This is a genomic window from Dethiosulfovibrio faecalis, assembly GCF_021568795.1.
Lineage (GTDB): Bacteria > Synergistota > Synergistia > Synergistales > Dethiosulfovibrionaceae > Dethiosulfovibrio > Dethiosulfovibrio faecalis.
On sequence record NZ_JAKGUE010000003.1, the window covers coordinates 196,051 to 208,838 of the forward strand.

General features: G+C 56.7%; 14 protein-coding genes. 6 read left to right on the forward strand and 8 right to left on the reverse strand.

Features of this window, described 5'->3' with window-relative positions; all coding sequences use genetic code 11:
* Positions 1-48 precede the first annotated feature (48 nt).
* Both L2W58_RS04470 and L2W58_RS04475 read left to right on the forward strand, forming a co-directional pair.
* Entirely contained in the window at positions 49-1,386 is a 1,338-nt protein-coding gene (locus tag L2W58_RS04470; RefSeq protein WP_236101850.1) for a TIGR04283 family arsenosugar biosynthesis glycosyltransferase, read from the forward strand.
* Positions 1,387-1,388: 2 nt separating this feature from the next.
* Positions 1,389-2,057, forward strand: coding sequence for a TVP38/TMEM64 family protein (locus L2W58_RS04475; RefSeq protein ID WP_236101851.1), 669 nt, complete (start codon positions 1,389-1,391; stop codon positions 2,055-2,057).
* 46 nt (positions 2,058-2,103) lie between these two features.
* Here L2W58_RS04475 and L2W58_RS04480 read toward each other — a convergent pair whose 3' ends face one another.
* The 5 genes from L2W58_RS04480 to cbiM are packed head-to-tail and all read right to left on the reverse strand — an operon-like array spanning position 2,104 to position 6,726.
* Positions 2,104-4,140: a methyl-accepting chemotaxis protein gene (locus tag L2W58_RS04480; protein WP_236101852.1), complete on the reverse strand. Its 2,037-nt coding sequence runs from the start codon at positions 4,138-4,140 to the stop codon at positions 2,104-2,106.
* Between the two features lie 52 nt (positions 4,141-4,192).
* Positions 4,193-4,855 carry an energy-coupling factor ABC transporter ATP-binding protein gene (locus tag L2W58_RS04485; protein WP_236101853.1) on the reverse strand — a complete coding sequence of 221 codons (663 nt, stop codon included), beginning with the start codon at positions 4,853-4,855 and terminating at the stop codon, positions 4,193-4,195.
* Positions 4,852-5,571, reverse strand: a complete 720-nt coding sequence (gene cbiQ, locus L2W58_RS04490) for a cobalt ECF transporter T component CbiQ (protein WP_236101855.1) — start codon at positions 5,569-5,571, stop codon at positions 4,852-4,854. The genes L2W58_RS04485 and cbiQ overlap by 4 nt, the downstream gene beginning before the upstream one ends.
* Positions 5,564-6,112, reverse strand: coding sequence for a hypothetical protein (locus L2W58_RS04495; protein WP_236101857.1), 549 nt, complete (start codon positions 6,110-6,112; stop codon positions 5,564-5,566). Before L2W58_RS04495 ends, cbiQ begins: the two co-directional genes overlap by 8 nt.
* Entirely contained in the window at positions 6,109-6,726 is a 618-nt protein-coding gene (gene cbiM / locus L2W58_RS04500; protein WP_236101859.1) for a cobalt transporter CbiM, read from the reverse strand. Before cbiM ends, L2W58_RS04495 begins: the two co-directional genes overlap by 4 nt.
* A 376-nt stretch (positions 6,727-7,102) precedes the next feature.
* On the opposite strand from cbiM, the gene L2W58_RS04505 reads away from it, so the two are divergent.
* From L2W58_RS04505 to L2W58_RS04515, 3 genes are all read left to right on the forward strand, one after another.
* Positions 7,103-7,894, forward strand: coding sequence for a sulfide-dependent adenosine diphosphate thiazole synthase (locus L2W58_RS04505; protein ID WP_236101861.1), 792 nt, complete (start codon positions 7,103-7,105; stop codon positions 7,892-7,894).
* Positions 7,895-8,064: 170 nt separating this feature from the next.
* Entirely contained in the window at positions 8,065-9,483 is a 1,419-nt protein-coding gene (locus tag L2W58_RS04510; RefSeq protein ID WP_236101863.1) for a YfcC family protein, read from the forward strand.
* Positions 9,484-9,496: 13 nt separating this feature from the next.
* The gene (locus L2W58_RS04515; protein ID WP_236101988.1) at positions 9,497-10,672 is read left to right on the forward strand and encodes an amidohydrolase; all 1,176 of its coding nucleotides are present in this window, start codon (positions 9,497-9,499) and stop codon (positions 10,670-10,672) included.
* Positions 10,673-10,723: 51 nt separating this feature from the next.
* Here the strand turns inward: L2W58_RS04515 and L2W58_RS04520 are convergent, their stop codons facing one another.
* Genes L2W58_RS04520 through L2W58_RS04530 form a run of 3 tightly spaced genes read right to left on the reverse strand, consistent with a single transcriptional unit; the run spans position 10,724 to position 12,198 of the window.
* Entirely contained in the window at positions 10,724-11,134 is a 411-nt protein-coding gene (locus L2W58_RS04520) for a pyridoxamine 5'-phosphate oxidase family protein (RefSeq protein WP_236101865.1), read from the reverse strand.
* Between the two features lie 16 nt (positions 11,135-11,150).
* Positions 11,151-11,756, reverse strand: coding sequence for a hypothetical protein (locus L2W58_RS04525; protein ID WP_236101867.1), 606 nt, complete (start codon positions 11,754-11,756; stop codon positions 11,151-11,153).
* Between the two features lie 49 nt (positions 11,757-11,805).
* Complete coding sequence (locus L2W58_RS04530; RefSeq protein ID WP_236101869.1) at positions 11,806-12,198, reverse strand: winged helix-turn-helix transcriptional regulator; 393 nt, start codon at positions 12,196-12,198, stop codon at positions 11,806-11,808.
* Between the two features lie 164 nt (positions 12,199-12,362).
* Here L2W58_RS04530 and L2W58_RS04535 point away from each other — a divergent pair, with 164 nt between their 5' ends.
* A complete protein-coding gene (locus L2W58_RS04535; protein WP_236101871.1) occupies positions 12,363-12,758 on the forward strand; it encodes a pyridoxamine 5'-phosphate oxidase family protein in 396 nt (131 codons plus the stop codon).
* Positions 12,759-12,788 lie beyond the last annotated feature (30 nt).

Here is a 12,788-nt window from a genome sequence, read left to right on the forward strand (position 1 = left end):
GGCGGTAACGCCGATATATAACGAGTCGATTTCTCAGAGGTGATTTCGTTGGACCGAGTTGTAGCTTTCGTCAAATGGCCCGAGCCGGGAAAGGCCAAGACCAGGCTTATACCTGCTTTGGGAGCCCATGGCGCGTCGGATCTCCACCGTCGGATGGCGGAAAGGACCCTGTCTTCCATAAGGCGTGGAGCGAGGATGGCCAGATGTTCCTCGGAAATCAGGTCCACCGGTTCGGACCCCGATCGCTTTCGGAACTGGCTCGGCGAAGATCTTTCCGTCAGGGACCAGGGGGACGGCGACCTGGGAAGCAGGATGGAGCTTTCGGTTTTGGACGCCCTCGAAGAAGGCGTGAAAAAGGTGCTGATCGTGGGAACCGACTGTCCCGACGTGGATCCGTCTTTTATACCCAGGGTCATGAGGCTGCTCGACGATTACCCCGTAGTGATGGGACCGGCCTCCGACGGAGGATATTACTGTCTCGGCATAGACCTTGACTCCGTCGGAAAGAGGGCCTGCGGCCTCTTTCATGGGGTTCCCTGGAGTTCCGAAAGGACGGGCCGAGCCACGTTGGAGAGGGCCCGTTCCCTGGGTCTTGAGGTGGCCAGCCTTCCGGTCTTGAGCGACGTCGACAGGCCGGAGGACCTGGCCGTGTGGAATAGGGCCCGTCGAAAGATATCGGTGGTGATACCGACCCTGAACGAAAAGGACTCTATATCCCGTGCGGTACGTTCCGCCCTGGGAGCTATGGACGTGGAGGTCATAGTCTCCGACGGAGGCAGCACCGACGGCACGGTGGAAGCGGCCGAGCTTTGCGGCGCGAGGGTGGTTCGGTCTTCCCGGGGCAGGGCTGCTCAGATGAACGCGGGGGCCGAAGCCACCTCGGGAGATCTCCTGCTGTTTCTGCACGGCGACAGCGTCCTTCCCTGGGGATACAGCGGATCGGTCCGTAAGGTTTTGAGCGACGAAAGGGTTTCTCTAGGGGCCTTCTCCCTTCGGATAGGGCTGTGCGGCGAGCTGAAAGACCCCGAGTTCCGCTCATCTATGGCGACTATCTCCTTCTGGGCCAACGCCAGGTCCAGGTGGCTGTCTCTGCCCTATGGAGACCAGGGCCTTTTCCTTCGCAGGTCGGTTTTTCTCGACCTGGGGGGCTTTCCCGAGATGCCCCTGCTGGAGGACGTGTCGCTGGTGAGGTCAGCCTCGAGGGCTGGTAAGGTCACGACCCTTTCAAGGGAAGTACGTACCTCCGCCCGCCGCTGGAAAAGGCTGGGCGTGGCCAGGACCTCCTTGCGCAATTTCATGATAATGCTCGCTTGGGGAATGGGAATCTCTCCGTCAAGGTTGGCGGCCTGGTACAGGGCCGGAAGTTCCATAAAAGGGGGATCGTAACGATGAAGGGTAACTCCAGGGTGAGGCTTGCAATAGTAATCGGAGGACTGTTGACCCTGTTCGTGGTCTTTCGGATGTGCGGCATAGACAAAAGCTGGTTTACCGAGGAGCACCTTCGTTCGTTCGGGCCGATGGCTCCGGCGGTGTTCACCGCCATGTTCGCCGTGGCTGTGATTCTGGCCGTTCCAGGCGGGCCTATAACGATCCTGGCAGGCAGCCTTTTCGGCGTGTTTTACGGAACCGTCGTGGTCTCAGCGGGGTCTACTCTGGGAGCGGCGGCGGCCTTTCTGATAGCCCGATACGCGGCCAGGGATCAGGTCTCCCGATGGCTGGCCCGAAACCCTAGATTCGTGAAGCTGGACGACATGATCCGAGAGAAGGGTTTCCTCGTCATTGCGATAGTGAGGCTCATCCCCCTCTTTCCCTTCAACCTGGTGAACTACGGGATGGGGCTGACGTCGGTCTCTTTCGGGTATTACGTGCTGATGTCGTGGCTGTGCATGCTCCCGGGGACGGTCCTCTACGTGGCCGGAGGGGACGTCTTCAAGAGGGCTCTGATGGAGGGGTGCGTACCCTGGCGAACCGTCAGTCTCTGCGTGGTGATACTGATATGCCTGACGGTGGGCTATCTCGGCCTCAGAGGTTCGCTGAGCGAAAAGAGGGGAGAATAACGGAAGAAGGCGGCCGGATCTCCCGGCCGCCTTCTTGTCATGTGTCTTATCCTTTCAGAGTGGCTATTTCCGAGCTTTCCGTCTTGAACCTCTTCAGCTCTTCGTCTATGGACCGGGCCAGTCCAGCCAGTCTCTCCGCCTCCTGGGCCACCCCGTCGGAGCCCTTAGCGGTCTCTACGGTGGAGGACTTTATGGATTCCACCTTCTGGGCCATCTCCACCGTGGACTTGGATGCCTGATCGACGGCTCCGGCCATCTCGTTGGACGATGCCGCCTGTTCCTCCGAGGTGGCGGCGATGTTCTGCATGGCCACGTTTACCCTCTTTATGCTCTCCAGAGTCTCGTCCAGTCCCCTTCTGGCCTCGGAGGCGTTGGCGACGGTGTCCTTCATCACCTCGGCTGTCTCCTTGGTCACCGATATGGACTCGCCTGTCTGTTTCTGGAGATCCCCTATGAGGGCGTCTATCTTTCCAGCGGCTTTGGCCGATTCCTCCGCCAGCTTTCGGACCTCCTCCGCCACCACGGCGAAACCCCTTCCGGCCTCTCCCGCTCTGGCTGCCTCTATGGCGGCGTTCAGGGCCAGGAGGTTGGTCTGATCCGCTATGGAGTTTATGGTCTCTATGAAGCCCGTTATCTGTTGGACCGACTCGCCCAGGGCGTTCATCCTGGCTATGGTGTCGTCGGACTTACGTCCCACCGACTCCACTCCCTCTATGACTACCTCGACAAGCCCCGCCGCCTTCTCCGACGTCTCAGTGGCCGACTCGGTCGCCTCGGTTCCCTCCGTTGCCGATTCCGCCGCCAGATGGGCGCTTGAGGATACCTCCTCGACCCCTGCGTTGGTCTCCTCCAGCGAGGCGGCGTTCGTCTCGGCCAGAACGGCTATCTCCTCGACGGCCCTCTTCGCCTCGTCCATGGAGGCGTTGGCCTGTTCGCTTATGGCGGCCAGTCCGGAGGAGCTTTGGTTTATGCTGTCCGCCTCGGAGGTTATCTTGCCTATGGTAGCGCGGATGTTCTCCACCATGTCCGCCAGGGCCGTTATCATGTTACCCAGCTCGTCTTTGGCGTCGTAGCCTATGGAGCGGAGGTCCACCGTGAGGTCCCGTTCCTTCATCAGCCCGGCCATGTCGGAGACCTTCTTGAGAGGCGAGGCTATGCCCCTGTAGGTGAAGATCACCACGGCCAAGGTCAGTATCAGGGCTATCACTGATATTACGATCAAAGGCAGGGTCAGAGAGTGCACCAGAGCCGCTATGGCGCTGACCGGGTAGAGTATCGCCAGAGATACCCCCCATTTCGTCGGGGTGTAGAACGCGGTGTGGCTTCCGTTCAGGTTTACCTCCATGAAGCCCGATTTGCCGTCGGTCATCTTTCCGCCCAGTTCCGCCATGTCCGCCTCGGGTTTTTCCGAGAGCTTTCTGGTCATGACGTCCTCCTCGATCGGTCCCGCTATGACCATCCCTTCGGTGCTGAGCAAGATCCCTTTGCCCTGCCCCAGTATGGTCAGCTTTTTGGTGAACTCTACCAGGTGGCCTATGCCGACGTCGGCTCCGACGCATCCCACCAGCTTGCCTTCGTCGTCGTAGACGAGCTTACTCAGCGCTATGACCGGCTTGTTAGTGACTACGTCCATGTACGGTTCGGAGAGAGCCACCCTGTCTCTGCCCAGCTTGGAAGCCATGAGGTACCAGCTTCTCTTTCTCGAGTCAAACCCTTTCGGGGGGACGAATCTGTGACTGGTGGCTAAGTCTCCGTTGATCTCGAAGCCGAAGTAGATGTCCTGAAAACCCCATCTTTCGTTGACCTCAAGGGAATCGACCATGAGATCCTGTATCTGGACGAACTCTCTCTTGTTCTCCCTCCAGGCCTGATCTACGGCCAGAACGATGTTGTCTATTATCCCTGCCAGCATGTCGAAGTGCTGGCCCACCGTTTCTGCCGACCCCTTTACGGTCTCGAAGCCGGTTTTGGTCACCTGCCCCTTCAGGATATCTCCCCCCTTGAAGAAGATGGCGATCCCTATTCCCGACAGGGTTAGGATCAGTATTATCAACAACATGGCGAATCGTCGACCTATAGTCATATGAACGGACCTCCTGGGAAAAGATATATCGTAACCTTCCCTTATTATACTCCTATGGCATCGAGTTAGTGCCCCGATAACTAGGATGGCCTATCTTAATCTCCGAGGAGGTCACCCTGCGGAGGAAGTCCGGTTCGTGAGAGGCTATCAGATAACCTCCGGAAAAATTCCTCAAGGCCGTTATCAGCCTCTCGACGGCGTCGTCGTCCAGCCCCGCCGAAGGCTCGTCCAGCAATATGAACGAAGGCGACATGGACAGCACCGTCGCCAGGGCCCCGAGCTTCTTCTGTCCTCCGGACAGGCTGTAGGGAGGTCGGTCCGCCAGATTCTCTATTCCCAAGGCCCGGAGGGTCGAGAGGGACAGCTCCCCGGCTTCCTTTCGCTTGATCCCCATGTTCATCGGCCCGAATGCCACGTCCTCCAGGAGGGTGGGGCAGAACAGCTGGTCGTCCGGGTCCTGGAAGACCATTCCGACCTCTCGCCTCAGTTGGCGCCAGTCCTCGTCGTCGGAGATCTCCTTTCCGTCCAGAGCTATATATCCCCTTTGGGGTTTCAGCAGTCCCATGGTAACCCTGAAGAGGGTGGTCTTGCCCGAGCCGTTGGGGCCGGTCAGGGCCAGTCTGTCCTCGTCGGTAAGGCAAAGGGAGAGGTCCTTAAGCACCGGGGCTTCCTCCCTGTAGTGAAAGGAGAGCTCCCTCAATTCAAGAGATCTCAAAAGACCAGACACCCCCCGAAAAGGACCACGATGCCTCCGAACCACGCCAGGTCAGGAAGGGCCGCCCTGGAAGGCTCGTGCACCGACGGGAACGTGCCGTCGAAGCCCCGTAAGAGCAGTGCGTCGTTTACCCGGACCGATCGGTCGTAGCTCTTAACCAGCAAAGAGGCTACCATCGAGGCGGTGGTCCTCAGTCCTCTCGGGGTTATTCCCGGTCTGTAGCCTCGTAGGGCTGCCGCCTCGTGGATGCGCCTGTTCTCGTCGGTTATGACGTGTATGTATCGGGAGCAGAAGTGGAGCAATGTCACCAGCTTCGTGGACAGGCCAAGCTCTTTCAGGCCTCTCATCACCAGATGGGTCTGGCTGGTCCCCAGCAGGGCCATCAGCACCAGCACCATGGCGGAGCTTTTGAGGGTTATGTTCCCCGCCAGGTCGATGCCCTCCAACGACAGATCCAGTCCGGCCAGCCTTACCGTCTCGCCTCCGGTGGTCAGAGGCAGGGTCAGCCACAGGGTTATCAGCAGTCCGTTTACGGCTCCCAGTCTTTTCAGGGTCTCCTTCGGCGACAGTCGTCCTAAAAACGCCAGAAATACTCCGTAGCCCAGCAAAAGGGCCGAGCTGTGGATCTCTCTGGAGAAGGAGACCACGATGGCCACGGCGAAGGCGAGGAGGATCTTCCAGCGGGGGTCTATTCTCCCTAAAGGGGAATCAGACACGTTTCGATCTGCCCCACATGAAGGCCCCGACTATCCCGATTATGTAGCCTATGCCTCCCAGGATTTTAGGCATGTCCGGTTTTGACTGAGCCCTCTCCATATCCATGACCATCTTCTTCACCGGCGCTATCTCGGAGGCCACCGCCTTTTTTACGTCCTCCAGTGAGACGCCTGGGACGGACGTCTCGGCGGTAGCCTTTGCCTGTGGCTCCGTGGCTGTCGATGGCTCCGGAGCTCCCTCTCTGGCTATGTCCTCGTGGGCCACGTGTCCCATGCCTGCGTTTATGGTGACCTTGGCGGACAGGACTCCCTTCGGTATGGCTATTGAAAAGGCCCCGTTTTCGTCTGTCTTGCCCTGTCCGATCTCCTCTCCGTTGGACTCCACCGTTACGGGGCTGCCGACGATCGGGTCTCCCGTGGAGAAGTAGGCCTCTCCCGTTATCGAATCGCCCTCGAAGGAGGAGAGCATACATACCTTGTGGGCCCAGGCCGGGGACACCAGAAGGACCATCAACGCCAAAGTAGCCGCTATCTTTTTCATAGAAGTTCACCTTGCTTTCTTCCGATCATGTCCGGTCGAACCTTGGCCAGGAAAAGCACCGCCATGGCTCCTACGAAGCCCTCTATCAGGGCTACCGGGATATGAGCCCATACTATCAGTTTCGCCGCCGCCATGAAGCCCTCGCCGTTCAGTGCCAGAACTCCCGCCGTCATGAGGGCCGTCAGAATGACCCCTCCTGCGCTGCACAGAAAACCGCCCAGCAGCAGAGCCCATTTCCCTCTGGATACGAAGAGCAGCCTGAACAGAGCCCCGAATATCAGCCCAGGAAAGGCCATGTCCATAACGTTGACCCCCAGTACCGCCAACCCTCCGAACTGGAACAGCAGGGCCTGGAGGAAAAGGGCCACCACGCAGGCCGGGAAGATCGCCCATCCAAGAATGGCCCCGGAAATGCCGTTCAGCAGCAAGTGCACGCTGGACGGACCCAGGGATACGTGTATGAGCGACGCTACGAATAGCCCCGCCGAGACGATTCCCGTGGCAGGCACGTCCTCCGCCTTCATGGACCTCAGTCCCTGGGCGGTGAAGCCCACCGTCAGGGCGGCTCCCGCAGCCAGTATGGGAACGGACAGAACTCCTTCCGATATATGCATCTAGTCACCTCCGAAATTAGTTTGTTGAGTAAAACAAATCCACAAGAGAATACACCGCCGGGTGCCTTTTTGCAACGGTTTGGTGAAAACGTGTCACAGCTATGTACAAAGAAAATAAAGTGATTATACTGTTTCGTAAGAGAAACAGGGGAGCTCCTGAGTCTGGGGCTGAGAGTACGGGGGAACCCGTAGACCCTTCGAACCTGAGCGTGTGATCACGCTGTCGTCTCGTTACGACGACACCGGGTAATGCCGGCGCAGGAAGAAGAGTAATAGGATATCTCATCTCAGACGTCCACGTCGCCTCCCCTAGCTTGGGAGGCGACGTCTTTTCTCCCTGTCTTTCCGAAAAAATCACTAAAAAGGAGAGGGTATCATGGATTTGGACGAGAGGGTTATTTCCAAGGCCATCGTAAGCCGTTTTTTCGAGAGGCTTACGGATCATCTGGAAAACGACGTGGTCATAGTTGGAGGTGGCCCGGCCGGATTGGTGGCGGGGTACGTCTTGGCTGACGCGGGGGTAAAGGTATCCCTCTTCGACAGGCGGTTAAGCCTGGGGGGAGGCATGTGGGGCGGCGGCATGCTTTTCAACGAGATAGTAGTGCAGTCCGAAGGTGCGAGGATACTGGACGGTCTGGGGGTCTCCCTCAGGGAGTTCGAACCGGGATACTACACCGCCGGGTCTGTGGAGGCCGTCTCCACCCTGATCTCCTCGGCCGTCAGGGCCGGGGTCACTGTGTTCAACGGTATGGTTGCGGAGGACGTGGTGATGAGAGAGGACCGGGTTATAGGGTTGGTGATCAACTGGTCCACAGTCGAGGCTTCCGGCCTTCTGGTCGATCCATTGGCTGTTAGAAGCGATTTCATCATCGACGCCACGGGACACGACTCCAACGTGACCTCTACCGTGGAGAAAAAGGTGCCGGGAAGGCTATTGACGGAAACCGGCAAGGTGGAGGGAGAGAAGTCTCTTTGGTGCGAGAGGGCGGAAAAACTGACCGTGGATAACACAAAAGAGGTCTACCCCGGTCTGTTCGTCGCGGGAATGAGCGCCAACGCCGTTTTTGGAGGTCCCCGAATGGGACCGATCTTCGGGGGAATGCTTCTTTCCGGCGAAAAGGCTGCTAAGGAGATCCTCCTCAGATTGAACGGTAAAAAGGCTTCCTGATCCCAATTTTGAACGGTTTTTCCGGATTTTTCCGGGGAGGCCGTTTTTTCGTCGTTCCTGTGGTATTATCCCTTGGGTGGTCGATTTAGCGAAACGTCTCTTGACCTCGTCGTCGATTTAGCGCGAAAAAGGGGTCGGGTCTCGAATAAACTCAAGGAGGTAGTATCTATATGTCGTCTCAAGTCAACAACGCCGCAAATAATCCGAAGAAAAGGAAACTGTCGGTACCACACGTCTACGTGCTGCTGGTCTCTCTGACCATACTGGCGGCGGTGGGTAGCTGGATCCTTCCGGCCGGGGAGTTCACCAGGGAGATGAACGAGACCATCAACAGGACCGTAGTCGTCCCCGGGTCGTTCAAGGAGATAGCCTCCACCCCAGTAGGTCCTTTTCAGACCTTCATAGCCATACAAAAAGGGCTGGTCGACGCCGCCGAGGTGTTTTTCTTCGTCTTTCTGGCCTACGCTTCTTGGTTCGTCGTGCTGGAGACCAAGGCCCTAAACGCCTTCATCGGGTGGATGCTCCGTCTGTTCAAGGGCAAGAGCGACTACATACTGGTCGCCTTCGTGTACATCTTCGGCATGGCGGCCTCCGTGTTCGGCATGTTCGAGGAGACCTTCGGCTTTCTTCCCCTTTTCGTCGGAATGTCCATAGCGATGGGATACGACGCCATAGTAGGATTGGCCACCATCGGCATGGCCGTGGGGATAGGCTACACAGCGGCGGTGATGAACCCCTTCACCGTCATTCTGGCACAGAACTTCGCAGGCATATCTCTGCTGTCCGGATGGGCCTTCCGTCTGGTCACCTGGTTCGTCATGGAGACCTTGGCCTGCTGGTGGATACTCCGTTACGCCAGAAGCATCAAGAAAGACCCCGCTAAAAGCTACATGGCCGGTATAGATATGGGAGATCTACAGCTGGATCACGACGAACTGGTAAAAACCCCCTTCACCGCCAGGACCAGGGCCGTCTGCGGAGTGGTCGTGGTGTCCATAGTCGCACTGATCTGGGGGGTGACCCAGAAGGGGTGGTACTTCAACGAGCTGGCCGGACTCTTCATAGTTATGGGGATCCTTTCCGGCCTCATAGGCGGCTTCAACCCGAACAGACTGGCCGACGTCTACGTCAAGGGACTCAGGGACATAGTTTTCGGATGTATGATAATCGGTCTATCAAGGGGAGTGCTGGTGGTCATGAGAGAGGGACACATCGTGGACACGGTGGTTTACTATCTCTCCCTTCCCCTTCAGGATCTGCCCCGATGGCTGGCCGCCGAGGGGATGCTGGCGGTTCAGAACGTGATAAACTTCCTGATTCCCTCAGGAAGCGGTCAGGCTGTGGTCACCATGCCAATAATGGCTCCTCTCTCGGACGTCCTGGGGATCAGCCGTCAGGTGGCGGTCCTGGCCTTCCAGTTCGGCGACGGGCTTTCCAACCTGCTCTGGCCGACGGCGCTCATCCCTATCATGTGTGCCATAGCCCACGTTCCGCTGGAGAAGTGGTATCGCTTCTTCCTGCCCTTCTTTCTGATAGCAGTGGCTTTTCAGGGGTTTTTCATAGCGGCCGCGGTGGCCCTGGGGGTGTGATGCGGTGTCTCTCATGGATTATGGGCGGGCCTGCTCCAGGCTGGACGAAGGGGTAGAGAGGTTTCTAGGCGAAGCCGTGGCTCTGTCGGACTGGATGGCTGCCAACCCGGAGCTTTCCGGAGAGGAGTTCGAGGCCACCGATAGGATAGTCGCCCTTCTGTCTCGAGAGGGCTTCTCGGTGGAGCGACCCTACGGTGGCCTGCCCACGGCGTTCAAGGCCTCCATAGGGGACGAGGACGGACCGAAGGTGGCGATAATGGTCGAGTGCGACGCCCTTCCCGGTCTGGGGCACGGCTGCGGCCACTGCGTTCACGGATCCATGTCGGTCCTGGCCGGTCTGGCTCTGTCGGAGATCGTGGGATCTCTGGGAGGGGCGGTGCACGTTGTGGGGACCCCGGCGGAGGAGACCGACGGCGCCAAGTGCTCCATGTCTAAGGCCGGGCTGTTCGACGGCTACGATCTGGCTCTGATGATCCACTCTTCCGGAGGGATGAACACCACCGCCTTCCGTTCACTGGCTATGGACGGCTATCGTTTCATCTTTACGGGAAAATCCTCCCACGCCGCAGGTGCTCCCTGGGAGGGTAAAAACGCCCTCAACGGGGTTCAGCTCATGTTCCACGCGGTGGATATGCTCAGGCAACACTCCATACCGGAGGCCAGGATTCACGGAGTGGTCGACGACGGAGGAAAGGCGCCGAACATAGTTCCGGACAGGGCCGTCTGTCGCTTCGAGTTCAGGGCTCCGGAGCGGAGCTATCTCGACGGGCTGACCTCCCGCTGCATGGATTGCGCCAGAGGAGCCGCTTTGGCCACGGGAACGGAGGTTTCCTGGGAAACGTTCGAGTCCAGCTTCGACGACATGGTTCCCAACCCTCCGGGAGAGGCCATGATAGGAGAGATATACGACGAGCTTGGCGTTTCATTCGATCCCCCTGCGGCTCCTGCCGGATCCACCGACGTCGGCAACGTATCCCGCAGATGTCCGACCCTTCAGCCTCTGCTCGCCATAACGCCGGAGCGGTACGCCCTCCATACGGTGGATTTCGCCGACTCGGTGACAAAGCCCGAGGCCCACCAAGCCCTGGCCCTGGGAGCCAGGGTCATAGGCAGAGTGGTTGTGAAAACCCTTCTGGACAGGGATCTCGCGAGAGCCATGAAGGGTGTCGTTCCCGAAAAAGGCGTTTAAAATCGTAGCCCCCGACCGTTTACGGTCGGGGGCTTTTATGTCGGAGCTTTTTCAGACTGAGACAGTCTCGAAGATCTCGTCTATGTAGATCGTGGCCTCTTTGGCCTCGAACTTCAGGACGCAGTATTCCGGGTCGTCCTCTCCCTTGGGGAAGTGCTCTATGAACCAGTCCTGCCACAGGTCGTGCTTTATCTCCTTGTCGGAGATCACCGATATGTTTCCGACAAGCGTCAGGCTGTCTCCTCCGGAGTAGGTGCAGACGCTGGCTTTCGGGTTTTTTAGAAAATGGGCGGTTTTCCTGGAGTGAGTTCCTGTGGCCATCCAGATCGTCTTTATCCCCTCCGATTTTACGTTGGCCATGGCGCAGATGCGGGGAAAGCCGTTCTCGTTGACCGAGGCCAAGGTGACCACCTCCGATTTAGCCATCAGATTTTCCGCCAGATTCACTATATTTTTCTTCATACTTCCTTCCTCCTTATCAGTCGTCGCGGCCTGGGATCCATGAGGATAGCTCTCCCATTTTGTTTTCCCTCAGCCAGGATTTCAGATCCGAGGGAGTCCTGACCCCTCCCTTCATGACCGCTCGGTAGAGATCTATGGAGGGGCATTCTATCTCCGGGTCCATCCGTCTGTGCCACTTTAGATACAGAATGGCCTTTCTGGTCTCGTCGGTCAAGGCCTCTATCATGGGTTTTACGAAGTGTTCGCTTCTGGGAAGAGGGTAATCCTCCGGTGCCGACCACATGTCCACCTTCCAGGGAATTCCGTCTTTGACTATCGACAGCTTCCAATAGAGGGCTCCGTCCGGCCCTCCCAGGTGGTTTTGAAAGGAGCATCCCTTGACGAGGTCGCTTTTCTTGCCGCAAAGACGGGAAAAGACCTCGAATCCGTCCTCGATTTTAAGGGTGGGACAGTAGATCTCCATGTCTATGTCGCAATCGAGCACCAGATCGTAAGCTACGGCTCCGACCAGAACGGGCCTGCCGTATTTTCCCCAGGTCTTCATGAGCTCCAGGGTGGAGAGAATATCGAGGGCCTCTCTTCGTCGGCGATCTGAGCTTTCAAGGATTTCTTTCAAGTTCATCGCTTTCCTCCTGAAAAAATATAGTAGGACCTACTTTGATATTTTTAAGCTAATCAGCGGGATCTTTAAAGAAATAATCGCATTTTTGACATTGAGACATTCTCAAATCGTTTCCCTCTATGTGGTATGCTCCGGACCAACGGCAAATACTCTGTAATATAGGGATCACCGATTTTCCTTTTTTCGTTAGACTGTACTCTACTTTTGGTGGGATTTCATCGTATGATTTACGGAGAATCATCTGATCTGCCATTAGCTCCTTCAGAGTAGAGGCTAGAACTGCGTCGGTGATGTTCATCATCTCCTTGCGTAGCGAGCTGTATCTTAGAACGCCTTTTTCCGCCAACACGCATATCACTCGAGACTTCCATTTTCCTCCGAATATTTTAAGTCCGTATTCTAGAGGGCATCTTATCTCTCTCTTCAATTTAGGCTGATACAAACCGTCACCTCCGTAGCTAGAGTGTATGCCTAAGCTTCTTTTTTGACAAGTTGCTATTAAAATAAATAGTAACTAAGGAATTTGCTTATATATTGAAAGCTTGTAGCAAAAGAGTTATCCTGAGTTTCGTTGTAGAAGTTGAATTGTATAAGGAGGTCTTTCATATGAACGAAAAAGTTGTGCATTTGCTTAATGATCAGATGTGGTATCTGGCTACCTATTCCGATGAACCCAACGCCGTTCCGGTGGCTTTCAAGGACGTGACGGACGATGGGAAATTGTTGGTAGGTGATGTTTTTCTCGACACGACATTGAAAAATATAGAGAAGAACGGTCAAATAGCGGTTTCCGTCAGCGATGGGGCCAACATGGAAGGTTACCAGATAAAGGGAACCGCCGAATACTTGACCGAAGGGCCAATAGTGGATTTCTTTAAGAAGGCGGTCTCAGATCTTTTCGACGGAGCTATTACGGCTAAAGGCGCTGTAGTGATAACGCCTAAAAAGGTTATAGTGACCACTCCAGGGCCGGACAATAAAAAGGAGCTTGCTTTATCGTAGTGGTCGTCGGGATCTTCTAGTTTGCGAATT

Bases quoted from the DNA above. Each gene is read 5' to 3' on its own strand.
- L2W58_RS04475 (WP_236101851.1), top strand. From the start codon at position 1,389: ATGAAGGGTAACTCCAGGGTGAGGCTTGCAATAGTAATCGGAGGACTG.
- L2W58_RS04480 (WP_236101852.1), bottom strand. From the start codon at position 4,140: ATGACTATAGGTCGACGATTCGCCATGTTGTTGATAATACTGATCCTA.
- L2W58_RS04495 (WP_236101857.1), bottom strand. From the start codon at position 6,112: ATGAAAAAGATAGCGGCTACTTTGGCGTTGATGGTCCTTCTGGTGTCC.
- cbiM (WP_236101859.1), bottom strand. From the start codon at position 6,726: ATGCATATATCGGAAGGAGTTCTGTCCGTTCCCATACTGGCTGCGGGA.
- L2W58_RS04505 (WP_236101861.1), top strand. From the start codon at position 7,103: ATGGATTTGGACGAGAGGGTTATTTCCAAGGCCATCGTAAGCCGTTTT.
- L2W58_RS04510 (WP_236101863.1), top strand. From the start codon at position 8,065: ATGTCGTCTCAAGTCAACAACGCCGCAAATAATCCGAAGAAAAGGAAA.
- L2W58_RS04515 (WP_236101988.1), top strand. From the start codon at position 9,497: ATGGATTATGGGCGGGCCTGCTCCAGGCTGGACGAAGGGGTAGAGAGG.
- L2W58_RS04520 (WP_236101865.1), bottom strand. From the start codon at position 11,134: ATGAAGAAAAATATAGTGAATCTGGCGGAAAATCTGATGGCTAAATCG.
- L2W58_RS04525 (WP_236101867.1), bottom strand. From the start codon at position 11,756: ATGAACTTGAAAGAAATCCTTGAAAGCTCAGATCGCCGACGAAGAGAG.
- L2W58_RS04535 (WP_236101871.1), top strand. From the start codon at position 12,363: ATGAACGAAAAAGTTGTGCATTTGCTTAATGATCAGATGTGGTATCTG.